At 44.3% G+C, this 18,114-nt stretch carries 15 protein-coding genes; 6 read left to right on the forward strand and 9 right to left on the reverse strand.

The annotated features are described in order from the left end of the window. Positions 1-42: 42 nt before the first annotated feature. Both H6F98_RS15785 and dxr read right to left on the reverse strand, forming a co-directional pair. Positions 43-1,026, reverse strand: coding sequence for a dienelactone hydrolase (locus H6F98_RS15785; RefSeq protein ID WP_192219649.1), 984 nt, complete (start codon positions 1,024-1,026; stop codon positions 43-45). A gap of 434 nt (positions 1,027-1,460) precedes the next feature. Continuing rightward, positions 1,461-2,651, reverse strand: coding sequence for a 1-deoxy-D-xylulose-5-phosphate reductoisomerase (gene dxr, locus H6F98_RS15790; RefSeq protein WP_192219650.1), 1,191 nt, complete (start codon positions 2,649-2,651; stop codon positions 1,461-1,463). A gap of 133 nt (positions 2,652-2,784) precedes the next feature. Here dxr and H6F98_RS15795 point away from each other — a divergent pair, with 133 nt between their 5' ends. Beyond that, positions 2,785-4,398: a hypothetical protein gene (locus H6F98_RS15795; protein ID WP_206759656.1), complete on the forward strand. Its 1,614-nt coding sequence runs from the start codon at positions 2,785-2,787 to the stop codon at positions 4,396-4,398. A gap of 65 nt (positions 4,399-4,463) precedes the next feature. Then, the gene (locus H6F98_RS15800; RefSeq protein ID WP_242058556.1) at positions 4,464-5,912 is read left to right on the forward strand and encodes a DUF2079 domain-containing protein; all 1,449 of its coding nucleotides are present in this window, start codon (positions 4,464-4,466) and stop codon (positions 5,910-5,912) included. A 191-nt stretch (positions 5,913-6,103) separates the two neighbouring features. Here the strand turns inward: H6F98_RS15800 and puuE are convergent, their stop codons facing one another. From puuE to H6F98_RS15815, 3 genes are all read right to left on the reverse strand, one after another. Then, positions 6,104-7,024, reverse strand: a complete 921-nt coding sequence (gene puuE / locus H6F98_RS15805) for an allantoinase PuuE (protein ID WP_192219652.1) — start codon at positions 7,022-7,024, stop codon at positions 6,104-6,106. 153 nt (positions 7,025-7,177) lie between these two features. Next, positions 7,178-7,759, reverse strand: coding sequence for a Uma2 family endonuclease (locus H6F98_RS15810; protein WP_313929879.1), 582 nt, complete (start codon positions 7,757-7,759; stop codon positions 7,178-7,180). Beyond that, on the reverse strand, positions 7,752-8,384 hold the full coding sequence (locus tag H6F98_RS15815) for a type I restriction endonuclease (protein ID WP_192219653.1): 633 nt from the start codon (positions 8,382-8,384) through the stop codon (positions 7,752-7,754). The genes H6F98_RS15810 and H6F98_RS15815 overlap by 8 nt, the downstream gene beginning before the upstream one ends. A 121-nt stretch (positions 8,385-8,505) precedes the next feature. On the opposite strand from H6F98_RS15815, the gene H6F98_RS15820 reads away from it, so the two are divergent. Next, a complete protein-coding gene (locus H6F98_RS15820) occupies positions 8,506-10,680 on the forward strand; it encodes a DEAD/DEAH box helicase (RefSeq protein ID WP_192219654.1) in 2,175 nt (724 codons plus the stop codon). Between the two features lie 60 nt (positions 10,681-10,740). Here H6F98_RS15820 and H6F98_RS15825 read toward each other — a convergent pair whose 3' ends face one another. Continuing rightward, a complete protein-coding gene (locus tag H6F98_RS15825) occupies positions 10,741-11,190 on the reverse strand; it encodes a hypothetical protein (RefSeq protein WP_192219655.1) in 450 nt (149 codons plus the stop codon). Positions 11,191-11,419: 229 nt separating this feature from the next. Then, positions 11,420-12,379, reverse strand: coding sequence for a ribonuclease Z (locus H6F98_RS15830; RefSeq protein ID WP_192219656.1), 960 nt, complete (start codon positions 12,377-12,379; stop codon positions 11,420-11,422). A gap of 503 nt (positions 12,380-12,882) precedes the next feature. On the opposite strand from H6F98_RS15830, the gene H6F98_RS15835 reads away from it, so the two are divergent. Both H6F98_RS15835 and H6F98_RS15840 read left to right on the forward strand, forming a co-directional pair. Next, on the forward strand, positions 12,883-14,034 hold the full coding sequence (locus H6F98_RS15835; protein ID WP_192219657.1) for a SpoIID/LytB domain-containing protein: 1,152 nt from the start codon (positions 12,883-12,885) through the stop codon (positions 14,032-14,034). Positions 14,035-14,535: 501 nt separating this feature from the next. Next, on the forward strand, positions 14,536-15,261 hold the full coding sequence (locus tag H6F98_RS15840) for an endonuclease/exonuclease/phosphatase family protein (protein ID WP_242058557.1): 726 nt from the start codon (positions 14,536-14,538) through the stop codon (positions 15,259-15,261). A 4-nt stretch (positions 15,262-15,265) separates the two neighbouring features. Here the strand turns inward: H6F98_RS15840 and H6F98_RS15845 are convergent, their stop codons facing one another. Together H6F98_RS15845 and H6F98_RS15850 are read right to left on the reverse strand one after the other, a co-directional pair. Then, entirely contained in the window at positions 15,266-15,766 is a 501-nt protein-coding gene (locus H6F98_RS15845) for a GNAT family N-acetyltransferase (protein WP_192219659.1), read from the reverse strand. A gap of 154 nt (positions 15,767-15,920) precedes the next feature. Then, positions 15,921-16,901 carry a DMT family transporter gene (locus H6F98_RS15850; protein ID WP_242058558.1) on the reverse strand — a complete coding sequence of 327 codons (981 nt, stop codon included), beginning with the start codon at positions 16,899-16,901 and terminating at the stop codon, positions 15,921-15,923. Between the two features lie 90 nt (positions 16,902-16,991). Here H6F98_RS15850 and H6F98_RS15855 point away from each other — a divergent pair, with 90 nt between their 5' ends. Then, positions 16,992-17,885, forward strand: a complete 894-nt coding sequence (locus H6F98_RS15855) for a LysR family transcriptional regulator (protein WP_192219660.1) — start codon at positions 16,992-16,994, stop codon at positions 17,883-17,885. Positions 17,886-18,114 lie beyond the last annotated feature (229 nt).

Genomic DNA, 18,114 nt, shown 5'->3' on the forward strand with positions numbered 1-18,114 from the left:
GACTAAGCTTCTAAAACAATCAACCAGTTTTCAGATCGCAATCTACTTGCGCTCGAACGATGCGATCAAAGGATGGGTAGAACCTAATATTTGATTTAGCGCGTCGAGAGCGGTTGGCTGAGAATGAACATGAGCATCAATAAATAAACCAATCGCTTCCGCCATCAAATTTCTCAGTTGGTCTTCTGGTTGGGTTGCTGGAAAGTCTAGAAATGGTCTACCCGTAGTAGCATCAAACGGATCGACGACAGAAAAATGGTTGGCTCCTTCCAGAAGCAGTAGATAACTATCATCTCTCCCGCCTTTGATCGCTTCCCGAAAAGTACGCATCACTGGAGTTGTCGCCTGTTCCCACGCCACTCCATAGGGATGACTGCTGTTCGCAATGACTCCATCGCAGGTTCCCCCCATCAGGAGTAGAGGTAAGGAATCCGGTAAAGGGAGGATTGTGCCAGATGCATAGCCTAGCTGTACAATTGCTGCGGTATGAGCAGCATAGGCAAAAGCGGCTGCCACTTGTGGATGAAACCGCGAGTCTGCACTTTCGATGGCTACTCTACCTCCAGCCGAGTGCCCACCCAGAATAATGTGGTCTAAATCGAGCAAACCAGCTAAAACCCCTTCAGCTTGTAACCGCTCTAGTGCTGCCAGTAAAGCGGGCAAAGCAGAGGCTGTTGGCCCTGTACCGTAGGCGTTTGGAGCCAACATCTTCAGGTCAACCCCTGGAGTAAGCGCTACCATACCGGGTAAATTCTCGGCAATCCAAGAAAAGGTAACGACCACAAGTCCACGATCCGCCAATTTAACTGCCAACCATTGATACAACTCAGGACCACAGTTAATCCCGTTGAAAACAATGACAACCTTGAATGGAGCTTGTTGAGAATCAGCAGGAACAACACCCAGATTCTGTTCTTGATCACTGCCTGACATCTGGGCTGGGTAGAAAACCTTGAGCTGAATGGTGTCATAGGGTGAAGCAGCAGTTTCAACTTTAGCAGTTTGGAAAAGTGCCCGAACAGTCATGATATTCAAATGTCAGCTACTCAAATCCGGATCATCCTATCACTGCTTTGAAACAGTTCGCAAATCTCCAAAACACATGACTTATGATTTCAGTTTGATGAGTAATCATGAACATCATTTCCTCTCAACTTTGAAGAATAAAATGATGCAATTCAACTATATCAACGTCATTTAGGAGAAGAGATGGAAGTTTCCGTACCTCACTAGTGCAAGAAGGCAGAAGGAAGGGGGCAAAAGGTCGAAAGGCTTATACGTCTCAGTTTTGGCTCTGTTATATCATGTCTCGATTCTACCTTTATTGCTTCTAAATTTTCGTTTAAGTCTCGTTAGGGTGGTGGTGAATTTGGAGGAGAAGGAATCAGCCCCCCTTGCAAAGGCAGGGCTGAGGTGGGGTAATAATAACTTGCTGGAAGAGCTGAGTTATAGCAAGCAAGTTAAATGTTGAGCAGCTTACCTTTCTCCAAAATTTCACTAGCTCTTAACACTTCCTGTCTTGCCCATTGATCGGTGGCTAGGATGTCATCTAAGGAAGGATTCGGACAGTTATCTGTTTGATGGTGATCGCATATTTGTTCAATCAGACGCGCAATATCCAAATATCCAATTTTCTCGTCTAAAAATAACGCTACTGCCTGTTCATTTGCCGCATTCAACACGGCTGGCATAGAACCCCCTGCACGTCCTGCGGCATAAGCGAGTTGCATACAAGGATACTTTTGATGGTCAGGTTCCCTAAACGTGAGATTTCCAGCCTTCACCAAATCTAGCTGTTCCCAGTCTGTATAAATGCGATCGGGCCAGGATAACGCATACAGTAGCGGTAAGCGCATATCCGGCCACCCTAGCTGCGCTAAAACTGAGGTATCTTGTAGCTCAATCAACGAGTGAATAATACTTTGGGGATGGATGACAATATCAATGCGATCGTAGTCCATGCCGAAGAGAAAGTGAGCCTCAATCACTTCCAACCCTTTATTCATCAACGTGGCAGAGTCTACTGTAATTTTGCGTCCCATTGACCAGTTTGGATGCTTTAAAGCATCAGCAACAGTAACCTCTGGTAACTTCTCTACAGGCCAATCGCGGAATGCCCCCCCAGAGGCAGTCAGCAGAATCCGCCGCAATCCCCCCGTTGGAACCCCTTGGAGACACTGAAAAATTGCAGAATGTTCTGAATCTGCGGGTAATAATTTGACACCATATTTCTCAACCAGCGGTAGCACAACAGGAGCACCCGCAATTAGAGTTTCCTTATTCGCTAGCGCAATATCTTTACCTGCTTCAATTGCAGCAATAGTTGGTAACAAACCTGCACAGCCAACAATACCAGTCACTACAGTTTCAGCATCCCCGTAACGGGCAACTTCTGTAACCCCAGCTTCACCCGCTAGGAGAATCGGTTGGGGATCGAGGTCAGCTAGTGCTTCTTTGAGTTCTGGTAACTTTTCTTCTATACAGATGGCAGCAATTGCTGGTCGAAATTGCCGAATCTGAGACGCTAACATTTCAACATTACGCCCTGCTGCCAATCCAACAAGCCGGAATTGGTCAGGATACTGAGCAACAATATCTAACGTCTGAGTACCGATAGAGCCGGTGGAGCCTAGGAGAGTAATCGCTTTCACAATGCTTTTAGAATTAGACGCCACTCCACTATAAAATTCTTTGGGTTAATTCTTCGCAAGCTTTCTATGGAAAAAACTTAAGGAGTCTGGGATAGAGCATATTCTACAAGCCTATATTTACGGTATTGTGCCTTTGGGCACTGCTGACAGAATGCGGTTTGGCTTGTTGCCTCATTTGGGGATAAGCAGTGATAGTCCTGGACAGCCTTGTTACCGGAGTAAGCGATCGCATTTTCCCATCTCGCTGGATAGCACATCCATAAAGACTGAAATGACAAAGCAAAAAATCAGCCAAATAGTCAACTCATCTTTGCTGATTGGTGGTGCCTTTCTTCTTTGTGCAGCCTTGGGGATGTTGATTAATCCTAATACGTTTTATAAATTCTTTTCTCCAGTTCAATTAGTCCCCGATCCGATTCCTCCTTCCCAGAGTGTCAGTTACTACTGGGATTTAAAAGGTTATGCGGAGATGGCGTTGAATAATCAATGTATTGCCTTCTACCCTCTCTGGCCGCTCTTGATTCGTACCCTTTTTCATCCTCAGAGTGTAGAGCAAGCAGCTTATGCTTTTTTGGTGCTTTCTGCTGTTCTCTTCTTTATCTCTCTTCCACTGTTAGTGTGGATTTTCAAGAAAGCTTTAAACCACCAAAGCTTAGCGTTTCTCGTGGTTTTAGCATTTTCGCTAAGTCCAATGGCAATTTTTCGAGTCATCGGTTATACAGAAAGTTTCTTTACTATCCTTAGTGCTATTTTTATTTGGTGTTGCTTACGTCAAAGTCGTTTACATGAAACACTTCGACTCGCTTTAGTATTTTGCGTAACGTTTGTTATGTCTTTAACTCGACCGATTTTAATGCCATTTATCTTTTCCTCAATTGCTGCATTGGGAACAATTTATTTATTTGATTGGTTGCGATTAGAACGTCGAAGTAGAAGCAGTCTATTGACAAACGCTCATCATTATGGTGAAGAAATTAAAATTACCATTACCCTTTGCCTTGCCACAGTAATAGGCTATTTACCCTATGGTTTGTTTTGTCTGCATTCGAGAGGAAGCTTTTTTGCTCCGTTCACCGATCAATCGCTTTGGGGTACTAAATTAGGGTTGCATTTAGAACTCTTGCTCTTCCCTAAATCTCCTTTATTTGACTTGTATGGGTTGTATTTCCCGATATTAGTCTTAGTGCTTTCGCTGTTCTTGGTTTACTTCAAGGTTAGAAATGAAGAACCCTTGGTGTGGATTCCTCAGTCGCCGCTGTGGCTGATTTTATTTTTATATCCACCGCTACTTGTAGTAACCTATATAGCTAATTATCTCAGGTTAACGAGTAATACTAATTGGGTGAGGCAAGACGAAATTTCACACCCCCCGTATCAAGGGGGGAGCAATCAAAGAATATGGGACAAAATTAAACCAAATGGGTCTAAGGCATCTAGAGGTGCTAGTTCTCTAACTAAGCTTGTCACATCGGATTTTGCCCAAAGCTTGAGTCATAACTATCTATTTTGGTTTTGTGCCTACTTCGCGGTGTTCCACTCACTTCTAATCTTTTTCACACGCGATCGCCTTTATAGTTTGGGGAGATATAGCTTCGGACTTCCCTTCTTCTTTCTTGCACTGGGATATCTTTGTTGCTGTATTCCGGGTAAAAGAACGAACCTTGCCTTATGGTTGTTTATTTGGGTTAGTGCGATCGCATTAGTTGAACAATGGGTAAATTATGGGCAAAATCAGTGGCTTGGTTGAAATAAGAACAAATTTTGCACTCCAATAAAATAGATTTTCGGTCATTCAGTGGTTGAGAGGAGAGTATGGAATCATCGGCTGACAGTATCAAAGCATCCGGTAACGATACCGAGAAATTAACGAAGGCAAGGTTGATGCCAAAGTCTGTTGGTTGGATGATTTGTGTCAGTGCCTTGATTTTATTTGTGTGTAGCAGTGTGCGCCACGCATTGTTTCAATCATCAGCGTTTGATTTGGGGATTTATGACCAAGTTATTTACCTGATGAGTCAAGGGCAACCCCCCATTTCCTCATTCTTGGGTTTCCATCATCTAGGCAACCATACTGCTTATTCTGTCTATCTGTTGGGTTTGCTGTACAAAATTTACCCGACGATTCACTGGTTGTTTGCGGTGCAAGCCATTGGTTTGTCGTTAGGTGCGCTACCCATTTGGCATCTGGCGCGTCATGCGGGGTTGAATGAGTCACAAGCGACAGCAATGGCAGCAGTGTATTTGTTGTACCCGTTGATTTTCAACCTCAATATTTTTGACTTTCACCCAGAAGTCATGGCTGTCTCGGTAATCTTAGGGGCAGTTTTGGCGGCGCGATTGGGGAAGGTAGGCTGGTTCTGTTGCGCCATCTTTTTTGTGTTGGGATGTAAGGCGGCGCTTTCCCTAACGGTGGTAGCGATGGGAGTTTGGCTGCTTGTCTTTGAGAAGAAACGAGTTTGTGGTGCGATCGCAATTGTCGCGGGTGTCGCTTGGTTTATTATTGCGACTCAAATTATCATTCCTCAATTCAGTGGCACAGAGGCAGCGGCTGTCTTTCGTTATGCCTATTTAGGAGATTCGGTACTGGATATTGCAAAAAATCTCTTATTCAAGCCAAATCTGGTACTAGGAAAAATCTTTTCCCTCGGTACGCTGGAATATTTAGCGTTGTTGCTATCGCCAGTAATTTGGGGACTTTCACCTCGTTATTTGACACCGTTAGTAGCCGCGATTCCGGCGCTAACGATGAATATTCTTGCGGCTTATCCCTATCAACGGGATTTAATTCATCAGTATTCTCTGCCAGTCTTACCCTTTCTTTTGTTGTCGGTAATTGCAACGCTGGCAGCGGGTAAAGGCTTGTTACGCAACAAACGAGAGATCATACTTTGGTCGTTGGTAGCATTTTTAGCGTTAGCGAAGTTTGGTTATTTCTGGAGTCGGTATTTGCGTCCGATTGAGACTTGGCAAGCTACAAAAGATGCGATCGCATTAGTAAAAACAAAAGAAGGTGTTTTAGCATCAGCTCATATTGCCCCTCATCTTACTCACCGTACCTTAATCAAAGCAGCTTTTCCCGGTTCAGAGTCAGCAGACTTAAATCAGTTTCGGTATGTCGTACTCAATGTACGTTACCCTGGCTTGGGGCTGCCGATGGAAGTTGGGACAACTTTGGTAAAGCGGCTTAGTCAAACGCCAGAGTTTCGGTTGAGTTATCAGCGGGATGATGTATTTGTGTTTGAAAAGGTTGCTGATTCATAGTTCCGTAAGTGTCAAATCTGCCTTCAAGCGTGTTTAGAACAATCAGCAGAATCAGGAAAAATTAGGAAGTTGAACTACTTGAGCAACACAACTACATCGAGTTGAGCCGTAACGCGCTAATTGTCCATCAATAATCACCCGAAAATGATGCAAAGTCTTTTAGAATATCGATACAGTAGTTGTTAAAACACTCAATGCTTGGGTTGGTAAGGATGATGTTCCATCCAGTGTCGAGCAATATCCAGACGGCGGCAAATCCAAACCTTGTCATGCTTCTGGACATAATCGAGGAAACGCGCCAACGCCGCTGTACGCCCAGGACGCCCTGCTAACCGTGCGTGCAACCCAACCGACATCATTTTTGGTGCTGTCTCTCCTTCCTGGTAAAGCACATCAAACGCATCTTTGAGATAAGTAAAGAAGTCGTCTCCACTGTTGAATCCAGGTGCAACGCAGAACTTCATATCGTTGTTGTCTAGAGTGTAGGGAATTACTAAGTGCGGCTTCCCCTCGACTTCTACCCAGTAAGGTAAGTCATCGTTATAGCCATCGGAGTCGTAAAGAAAGCCACCCTCTTCAACAACTAAGCGACGGGTATTAACACTAGGCGCATAACGACAGTACCAACCAAGAGGACGTTCACCCGTTAGTTTCTGTAAGGACTCAATCGCCCAACGCATTTGTGCGCGTTCCTCGACTTCACTCATGTTTTGGAAGCCAATCCAACGCCAACCATGACAACAGATATCATATCCAGCTTTTGCGATCGCATCTGCTGCTTCTGGATTTCGCTCTAACGCCAGTGCCGCACCAAATACAGTAATGGGAATATTTTGTTGAGCAAATAAGCGCATCAACCGCCAAAATCCTGCCCGACTCCCATACTCATAAACCGACTCAACAATTAAGTCTCGCCTCCCCGATTCCATCGAAGCACCAGGCACTTCCCAAAGATACGTTTCTGAGCGATTATCACCATCAGGAATCGAGTATTCTGACCCTTCTTCATAGTTCATCACAATTTGCAGGGCAAGGCGAGCGCCTCCAGGCCATTTTGGATCAGGTGGGTTTGCCCCATAGCCAATTAAGTCACGCGGGTAAGGCTGGGTCATGAGATCAGTAGATGAACACGAGTTGACAGTAACTATAATTGCATCTCTGGTGCTGTAAGCTGTTGGCAAATTCATTGCTGTAGGGGCCAATGGCATTCATTGGTGTCAACTTAAGACCCGCTCATTGGTTTGGCTGACCATATTATTTGTTTTCTATTGGTATTGATTCATCAGTCGTTGCACCTGAATCTGCACATCTTGAAAGGCAAGAGGAGACACAACCCCAGTTCTGAAGGTTTGTTCGGTGGTGTAGCGCCCGTTCTCTAAGTCTCGAAAGACTGTAAGTTCCTTATCTTTAAGATTTACTACCCAATATTCAGCAATACCTGCTTCGCCATAGACAGCTTTTTTCTCGTTCAGGTCTTTGCTGAGAGTAGTGTTTGAGAACTCAATTAGCCAAAAAATGTCATCTGGATAGGGATGGTGTTCTAGATAGACTGCTCCCAGTGGTTTAACAATTGCCAAATCTGGGGCGGGTTCGGAGTCATGGGGCAGGGTGATGGGGTGCGCCTCGCGGATTTTGACCCGATTGCCCAGCAATGTCCGCAAATAATCGCCAACTTCACTGTTGTAGTAGGCGTGGGGTTCTCGCTCTGGCGGCATAACTACAAGATCTCCGCGCAATAGCTCGACGGGTTGATCGTCAAACAGCCCAGCATCAATCGCCCGGTGATAGCGTTCAATTGTCCATTTGTAGGTGGTAACAGTCATGGCTTGTAAGCGGATCTTATTCATTTTTTTGAATGAATAGCTGACTCAGCCGTTTTAATATTCCTAAAACTGTATACGAATCATTACCCCGCCTTAACGTAAATTCATCCGATAACGCATACAGTGGAACCTCTTGCTGAATCATTTTAAGAAAAATAAAATTACTTCCATTCGTTACCAAACCAAACAGAGGCTTTTCAGGTTGAGGACTTGCCAACATATAAGCTAAAGCCTGCGGAATTCCTGGCTCTAGAGACAGTCCTGGGCGTTTCGACTCAATGACAATTACCCAAAACCGATCTTGCAACACCAAAACATCAATCTTGCCTCGGATAACAACCTCTTCATCCTGCTCAACAATCTCTACTGATTCCTCACTTTGGCTGTAAAACGGTGCCAGATAAAAGCCCGCTAAATCCAACAGGGGTGATAGCACGACCATTTTGACCATATCCTCTAGCATTGGACGCATGGTTAAGTTGAGATAGCTCTCCTTAACCCGATCTAATCGCTGCCTTTCTCCATCAGTTAGTTCAGGTAATTCCCCTTGCCATTCCTGAAAAAATTGCTCGTCTTCAGACCGCCTTAACTTAAACTTTTTTACTAAATCATATAATGTTACTTTCTCAGCCTGAATGACCTGAACCATAAACCTCATCCTACTTCTTTTGAGATGAAGCATAACTCAACTACTGAAGAAACACATCCAACCCCTGACACGTCTCATCCCGTTCTGTCTCAATCTCCTGCCAACTTAACAACAACTTGGTATGACTGAACAGCCTTTTGATAGCGTCGCACCGTTTATTCAGGAATACATCTACACACAAGGCTGGACTGAATTCAGGCAAGTTCAAGTCGAAGCTTGCCGCATTATTTTTGATACAGATGCTCACCTTTTACTAGCAGCAGGAACCGCCTCAGGTAAGACAGAAGCAGCTTTTTTGCCAGTCCTAACTCGGCTTCACAAAAACCCATCTACAACAATTGGCGTACTCTACATCGGACCCATTAAAGCGCTAATTAACGACCAATTTGAACGCCTCAACGACTTACTCAAACAAGCTGATATTCCAGTTTATGCTTGGCATGGCGATGTCTCACAACGCCGCAAACAACAGCTACTCAAAAATCCCAAAGGTGTACTACAAATTACCCCAGAATCCTTAGAAAGCTTACTTATTAATAAAACCAGTGAACTTAGTCAACTATTTGGAGATTTACAATTTGTCGTTATTGATGAAATTCATGCTTTCATGGGTTCTGAACGGGGTTGTCAGATTCTCAGCCAATTGTCACGCCTCTCTCGATTCATTAAAACTCCACCGCGCCGGATTGGCTTATCAGCCACGTTGGGCGATTACTCACTAGCAGAGAAGTGGCTATGTTCAGGAACCAATAGAGCCGTTATTATTCCTAAAATTCAGGGTGGGCAACGAAAAGTGCAGTTAGCTTTAGAACACTTCTACCGTTCCCCTGAACCTGATGATGAAGCGTTCAATGATTCTTACTACAACTACATTTTCGACAACAGCAAATCTCGAAAGTGCTTGATTTTTGCTAACAATCGTACTGAGACAGAATCAGTTATCGCTAAGCTGCGTCAAATTGCGAAAACAAAAGGATTACCAGATATTTACCATGTTCATCATGGCAGCATTTCTGCTTCACTTCGAGAATCAGCGGAGGAAGCCATGCGTGAGGCTTCAACACCTGCTGTTACAGCTGCAACCGTTACTTTAGAGTTAGGCATTGATATTGGTCAACTTGAACGAGTAATTCAGCTAGATGCACCCCTTTCTGTTTCTAGTTTTTTACAACGCTTGGGACGTACTGGGAGACGGGGGAGTCCTGCTGATATGCGCTTTGTCTGCACTGAAGTTGAGCCATCTGGTGAAGAATCCTTACCTGAGAGAATTCCATGGCAACTCTTGCAGTGTATTGCCATCATCCAGCTTTATATAGAAGAACGTTGGATTGAACCCATTGAGCCGATTCGGTATCCCTTTAGCTTGTTGTATCACCAAACAATGAGCATCTTACTAGGGATGGGAGAACTCTCACCGGCTGCCCTCGCTCAAGAGGTTTTAAGCCTGCCTAGTTTTGCGGCAATTACACGAGCAGATTTTCGGCAACTGCTACGTTACCTGATTGATATTGACCATATTCAACAGACTGAAAACGGTGGACTAATTATTGGTTTAACTGGCGAACGGATTGTCCGAAATTTTCACTTTTACGCTGTCTTTCCAGACAATGTAGAATATGTTGTCCGGGATGAATCAGGAGAAATTGGCAGTATTGCAATGCCTCCTCAGCGAGGAAATCGGTTTGCCTTGGCAGGGAGAAGCTGGGAAGTTTTGGATATTGATACCAAACGAAAAGCTGTCTTTGTTAAGCAAGCCGATGGGAGTGCTAGTATTTCCTGGCAAGGTGGTAGTTGCAGCATTCACACCAAAATTCTGGAACGGATGCGAAAAGTTTTAATTGAAGACACGCAATATCCTTACTTGCAAACTAAAGCAAAAGAACGCCTAAAAGCAGCGCATCAACTTGCAAAAGTAGAGGGATTGGCACAAGAGAATATCCTGTGTATTGATGAGAGAATCTGCTGTATTTTTCCTTGGATGGGAACAGTTGCCTATCGCACCTTGGAACGGTTACTCAATTTTGTTGTCAGGGAGTCTTTAGATATCAGAAGTATTAAAGGTAAATCACCTTATTATCTGATAATAAAATTGGGACATGAGAGAGTAGAAGAGATTCGCCAGGAAATTTTTAACTTATGTAATAAAGGATTGACGGAAGATGATTTAGTTACTGCTGAAGAAGCGCCAAAACTCCAAAAATATGATGAATTTATTCCTAACAACTTGCTTCGCAAAGCTTTTGCACTTGATTATCTAGATGTAGCGGAACTCCGACAACTTCTCAATAAGTGGTAGCTGTTGGCAAGAGGTAGTTCTTGTGGGAGTTACTATTCAGTGATAGTTAAATTTTAATCGCTACATAGCAGAGGAATTAAGGACGGGAACCGCTTCAATATTTAATGCTTTCTTAGCATCTTCTAATCGAGCAAGCGCAAAGTCCATCTCTCGGTTAGGTTTGCAACGCTCTAAAAGAGTATTCAGAACAATTTCAAATCTGGATGCTACTGACTCAACTTGCTCCGAGGAATCTGAAGAAACGCTGCTTGCTTTGGAGTAGTCAGTTCGCTTGTACCCAATTTGTTCGCCTCGCTTAAGTGACAGTCCTGCCCAATCACGGGACTCTTCTAAATACGCGATCGCTTCATGGACTTGGGCATCTAATAGATATGTCCGTAAAATGATGTCAAATAGTTGAACAAACTCAAATTCAATTTTTAGGATTTGAGCAAGTCCTTCTTGCGTTTGCTGTGGATATCTAGACAGGCGCTCCCGCAACGCTTTAGCTTCTTGTGTAAATTCTGACATAAGCCGGATAAAACTTTTGAATGAAAAAAATCAGCGACTTTTGAACCGGCACCCTACACCATATAGTCTATCAAAATACCCATTGAGACTGTGATGAAAATCAACATAAGCTTATGAAAACACTTAGAGAAATTAAGAGGAAGCGATTTCTTGTCCTCTCCTTAAATCCGGAAGATTAAATAAATTTTATACATTCACTCTCGTAAGGTATTGAAAGCGAACTCGTGTTCTAGACTGCCGTCTTTGCCAGTTCTTTAGGTAGACGGCGAGGCACATCATAGGTTAAAAAATCATAGGCTAATTTCGTTGGTGGGAAAATTGCTCGTGCTTCCTCCAGCAAGTCATCCAACATAATTGCATTTCCCGGAGCGTAGCGCGGACTGAAGTGTGTCATAATTAGCTGCTTTACCCCAGCACTTAGAGCAACTTGTGCTGCCATTGTTGAAGTAGAGTGCAAGCGGTCAAAGGCGAGTTGGGCATCTTGGTGAGCAAACGTGGCTTCGTGAATCAGAACGTCAGCATCACGGGCAAGTTCTACTGCATTATCACAATAGACCGTATCAGTACAATAAACGAACTTACGCCCAATTTCTGTTTCTCCACACAGTTCAGAACCTTGAATTTGCCGACCATCTGGCAAGGTTACTGTTTCACCGCGCTTCAGCTTGCCGTAAAGAGGCCCTGAGGGAATTCCTAATTCAGTAGCTTTTTCTACGTCAAAACGTCCCGGTCGGTCTTTTTCCTCGACTCGGTAGCCAAAAGCTGGAACACGATGTTTGAGGCTACGGCAGCTAACGATAAACTCGCTGTCTTCGTAGACTACACCTGGACTAACTGTATGAACCTGGACGGGGTAAGAAAAATGGGTTTGGGAGTACTTTTTACCAGCCCGAAGGTAGTCATCTAAATCCGCTGGCCCGTAAAGATCAATCCGATCTGTGTTTCCTGCCAGTCCACAGCTTGCTAAGAGTCCCATCAACCCATAGATGTGATCACCGTGCATATGGGTGATGAAAATTCGGCTGATCTGACTGACCTTGAGGTCACTACGCAGCAGTTGGTGTTGGGTACCTTCACCACAGTCAAACAGCCAGATTTCCGCACGCTGAGGTAGACGGAGGGCAACGCTGGAAACATTACGCGATCGCGTTGGGACTCCAGAGCTTGTTCCTAAAAAAGTAATTTGCACAGGCGTTGACAACTTCACACAGGTCAGGGAATCAATCTCCCATCCCTATACTACATACTACACAGCAGCACTCTAGAACAGTTTTGTTGATTTTCCTAACTGTCTGTCGCGGAGAGGGTGATGCGGTGTTGGGGTGATGGGGTGATGAGGTGAAAAGCTCCAACGTTTATGTGTATTGCATCCCAATCTCCCCCACCTCCCCACCTCCCAAACTCCTCATCTATCTTGGGGAACATGCCTGACCTCTAGATCATCTAGATGAAAACTGAAGTTAGTGTTGACGCAATCAGTACTAAACGTGCTAAATGTATCCCAGGAATCTCTATAGGAGTATTACCCTAGATAGAGTCCATCGGTATGTTTAACCATGGCAACAACAATTAACTCAGATGAGTTTTCTCTATTCACGTCATGACTAATTAGTCCAGCAGTGGCTTGGAGCGAAATTCAATCAAATGTCGTTAATCCAAATATGAGACTAGTAGCGCTAGGAAGTTTTAAAGATGGCATCTAGACATTTCTCTGTCTCTCTTATGTCTTTGCTGAAGCAGATGATTTTACTGGGAGGGCGTCATTGGTGGCTCTCTTTTTTACTGTGGATTGTCCTAGTTGGTCCCGCGCAAGCGGCGATGGAACTACGGGTGGCCATTAAAGATGGTGTCAGCAGGGTGCAAGTGGGTAGTTCGACCAATGCTGTTGTCCGCGATAGTGCTGGTCAGCCAGTCGGAGAACTAGAAGCAATGAATGCCTTCAGCGCTCAAGGTGGGGGAGGTAATGTCGCTTTGGGACAGTGGCGATCGCGATCGCTTTGGGTTGAACCGGCTGGCGACGGTTATGTTTGGATTGGCGATCGCTGGTATCGGGGACGGACTCAACTGGTTCCGACTAGTAAGGGACTCACTGCGGTTAACCATGTCAATTTAGAACACTACCTCTATAGTGTTCTCGGAGCAGAAATGAGTCCTAGTTGGCCTCTAGAAGCCCTGAAAGCCCAAGCTGTTGCCGCTCGTTCGTTCGCCCTTCATAAGCGTTCATCAGGGACTAGTGCCTACGACGTTACCAACACAACATCGTCGCAAGTTTATAAAGGGATAGAAACCGAAGCGCAAAGCACACATCAGGCAGTTAACGCAACAGCAGGACAAGTAATGACTTATGGTGGCAAAGTTATCCTCGCCGCTTTTCACTCCTCTTCTGGAGGACATACAGAAAATGTAGAAGATATTTGGACACAACCATTACCCTATCTGCGGGGTGTCGCGGATTATGACATGGGCGCACCTGTCTTCCAATGGACAAAAAGCTTCTCCCAAGGTGAGATGAGCCGCTTGATTTCTGGTGTTGGCAATGTGGTATCTATGACACCAGAACGCAATACTCCTCGAGGCCGAGTCGTCACAATGAAAGTACAAGGCGATCGCGGCACAAAGCGGGTAAGCGGTAATGATTTACGCAGCGCCTTGGGCTTGAGAAGTACACTATTTGCCGTTTCTTCAACGGGTAGTGGTTTCCAAATTGATGGTCGTGGTTATGGACACGGACTTGGTTTGAGCCAATGGGGGGCGCACAATTTAGCCGCGCAGGGTACCAACTACCAGCAAATTTTGGGTCACTATTACCAAAGTGCGACTCTTGCCCAGCTTCAGGCAAATTAACTATAACGGTTCTCAATTCAGTGAGATAAATGTGTAGGGGCGCACCCCAAGAGCGCCCTTATCGTGATGTGTATTCGCTCTAAAAAGCGATCGCGTTCCAGAAAACCTGACGCAAAATGCCAACTAACTTGTCAGCACAGCATGATTTACCAGGTCGGTAAGCTCATAGTAGTTACTACTGCATTCGCAGTTACTAATAACTTTACAAAAAACGATTAACAGAACTTGATGCCATTTTAATTTAACTTTTTTATGCATCGCTCTAATTACTCATTTACCAATTTTGTCAAAAACTGGATTACCTGTTTTTTCATATTAGTGACTGTTATCGTCACTCTCTTATCTCTAGCAGGCTATCTGGGAAAACTCAACGTCTATCTAGAAATAATCAGTAACTTCAAATTTCAATATCTACTAGTTGCATTTTGTTCTTTTATCTTCTTTAGGCTAACTCGCTGCAAAAAGTGGTGGATAGTAAGCTTGTTTTGCCTATCAATTAACTTGACAGAAGTCGCCCCTTGGTATTTTCCCAAACTTGGAGTTAGTCATCAAAGTTCAGGTCAATCGATGCGGCTGTTTCTGTCAAATGTTTTGTTTTCCAATACTCGGTACGCTGATGTTATCTCCCTGGTGAGAGAAGAAAAACCTGCGATCGCTGTGTTTTTGGAAGCGACTAGCCCTTGGCCCGAAGAGTTGAACGTTTTACAGGATATTCTGCCCTATCATATCGGTGCAAAGAAACTTGAAATCGAAGTATATAGTAGTCTTCCTCTGGAAAACACCTCAATTCAGTTATACGGAGAGAAGCGGGGCAATGTCATATCCGATTTAACGATTCAAGGGAAAGCCGTCTCAATAATTGCGAGTCATGCTAATCCACAATTAGTTTTTGGTAGCCAAGGTTATGAGTGGCGAAATAGACATTTGGAAGAAGGTATTGGTGATTATGTGGCGCAACTCAAAAAGCCAGTTGTGTTAATTGGCGATTTGAATGCTACTATGTGGTCGCCCCACTATAAAAGTATGATTCAGCGATCTGGTTTGCGTAATACTCGTGCTGGTTTTGGAATTTTACCAACTTTTGGACCATTACTACCTTGGGGAGGTATTCCTATAGACCATTGTTTAGTCAGTCCAAAAATTAAGGTTTTGAATACTAGAACGGGCAAGGAGGTTGGTTCCGATCACCTCCCTTTAGTTACAGATTTAGTCATTCCTGTCTCGTGATTAACTACTGATACAGCGAGGCAAGATAATTGAGTGATTCACCGACGACTCGACAAGTTCGGCAATCTGGCAAAATTGTCCCACCCATTCGTTCATAAAAAGCGATCGCTGGTTCGTTCCATTGGGCAACATTCCAGTCCAAGCGCCCACAACCCCGCATCACTCCCAACTGAGCCACATAACTCATCAGGGCTTTACCAATGCCCATCCCTCTGTATTCAGCTAAGACAAATAAATCATCTAGATGAATACCTACTTGTGTCATGTAAGTTGAATAATTAGAAAAAAACGTCGCAAACCCAACAACTTGACCCGAAGATTCCGCCAAGATTGCCTCAATATGAGGTCGTTCTCCAAAGAGATGGGCTTCTAAAGTAGCTGCATTTCCAGTGATAGCATGAGGGATATTTTCATACTCTGCTTTCGTGTGAATTAGCTCAAATAATGTAGAAACATCAGCAGGTGTGACTGGACGTACAAGGAATTGAGACGAAACACTTGACATGACTAGATTCCTCCTAAGATTTGAATTTATTTACTTTGCTGAAAAACATTGAGTGAAATTTTATTAAGGCTGAGCAAGCCAAAAAAAAGCTGATGGCTGATAGCTGACCGCTAACTGCTATGCTCCGAACTTCGACACTTGCAGCTAAACGCTATTAGCCCAAACTCAACAACAACCCAACTCCAACCAGCGAAATAAGAACACCGACAAATGCTCTTAGGCTTACTACTTCGCCCATCCAAATGACAATCGGTAGCACAAACAAAGGACTAGTAGCGCTTAGGGTTTGGGCAATGCCTGCTGCTGTGAATTTGAGTGCTGTTTGTTGTAGCCAAATTCCTAAGAAAGTTGAGGCAAAAGCTGCAAAAATTACAGCGCCTAGTATCCGACTTAATGACTTATCTCTATCTGTTACTAAGGGTTTGATCCAGAGTCCAATCGGATAGCGCTTGACCAACAGCCATAAAACAATGACGAGCAACGCCCCGAAGAGCCTTAGCAGCACACTCCACAAGGGACTGATATTGGTTTGAACAAAGGCTTGTCGGGATAAAACAGCACCAATTGCTTGTCCCACAGCAGATAGTAGACCGCAGATGATGCCCCAGACTGGTATTGAGGTTGCACTTTTTCCTCCGGTCGAGGCTAAACTGGACACCCCTGGTACTCGTTCAGTCACTACCCAAGCAACACCCAGAATTACCAATAAAATGCCGCACCAAGCGATCGCACTTAGCTTTTCTTGCAGAAAGATGGTAGACAGAAGTGCTGCTGTTGGTGGGTCTAATGTTTTTATTAGTAACGTCCGTCTTGCTCCCAATTGTTTGAGTGCTTCCAGAAAGAACGTATCTGCTAAACCGATTCCCACAACACCACTCAGGAGAAGGAGGTAGAGGGGTAAAGGGGAGGCAGTGGGGGTAGTTATGCCTTGTAAGAGGAGAGTTGGAATTAAAAATGCGATCGCTACCACCGTCTTAATCAGATTCAACTCCAACGCTGGAATCCTGGCTCCGGCATGAGTGTAAATCACTGAACCTAACGCCCACAAGCAAGCGGCACTAAGGGCTGCTAGTTCTCCCCAAAAACTTATGGATTCAACGTGAGGCAAGCTAAACATGAACGAGAGATAACGCATTTCTCTCACTCTAGGGGAGGTGATTATAGATGTCCAATATATATTTGAGGGCTGATTTATATAGAATTTGTATAAATAGAAAAGCCAGTCATGGAACTTCGACACCTCTACTACTTCGTTGCTGTTGCCGAAGAATTGCACTTTAGTCGTGCTGCACAACGATTGCACATTGCCCAACCTCCCCTTAGCCAGCAAATCCGCAGTTTAGAAGAGGAATTAGGCGTGCAGCTATTTGAGCGCACCAAGCGTCGGGTTGAGTTAACGGATGCAGGGCAAGTATTTTTGCAGCAAGTGCGTCCAACGCTTAGGCAGATTGAAGAGGCAGTTCGCTCAGCACAGCGAGCCAACCGTGGGGAAATCGGTCGCTTAGTTGTTGGGTTTAATAGTTCTGCAACTTATAGTGTTTTACCGAAGATTCTTCGTGTCTTTCGAGAACGCCGTCCTGATGTGGAACTGGTTTTGCATGAACTTACTACCAGTCAACAGCTAGAACGGTTTCACCACAACCAAATTGATACAGGTATTCTTTACTTACCTGTTGAAGAGAGTAGTTTGAATATCCTGTCGGTTTTGAAAGAACCTCTGGTTATTGCTCTGGCTGAAACTCATCCCCTGGCAACTCAACCACAAGTCTCAATTCTGTCACTGATTAATGAGCCTTTTATTTTACCTCCCCACCATCTGGGAGCAGGACTTTACAGCCAAATTATCAGTCTATTTCAACAAGCCGGTTTTACTCCGAAAGTCGCGCAAGAGGCGATTTTGCTTCAAACTGCTGTCAGCTTAGTCGCTGGAGGAATTGGTGTTGCGATCGTTCCTGCTTCTGTTCAAAATTTGCAACGAACAGGGGTTGTTTATAAGTCGATGCAGGAACAGCCCCCAGAAGTGGAGATTGCTGTAGTCTGGCGACGGAATGACTCATCCCCGGTTTTGCAGAAATTTCTCCATGTGGTTAGCGAGATAACTGATAAATCTAGGACTTAGGGGAAACTAGGCGTTGGTTATGGGATGATTACGATTTAAAAAACAGATATTACTTATTAGCTTGTTGTCATTTCAATAATTGAAATCTCTCCTAAGAAAGATTATTAATTTTAACCGATATAGCCAGTCTAAATGAAATGTGAAAAGGCATCGTACTTCTCAAAGTTAGGAAAGTTGAAGAGTTTCAGCTCAGCAAACATCTGAAAAAGGCGTTTAACAATGTTAAAGT

Source organism: Microcoleus sp. FACHB-SPT15 (genome assembly GCF_014849525.1).
In the GTDB taxonomy this organism is placed as follows: Bacteria; Cyanobacteriota; Cyanobacteriia; order Cyanobacteriales; family Coleofasciculaceae; genus Symplocastrum; species Symplocastrum torsivum.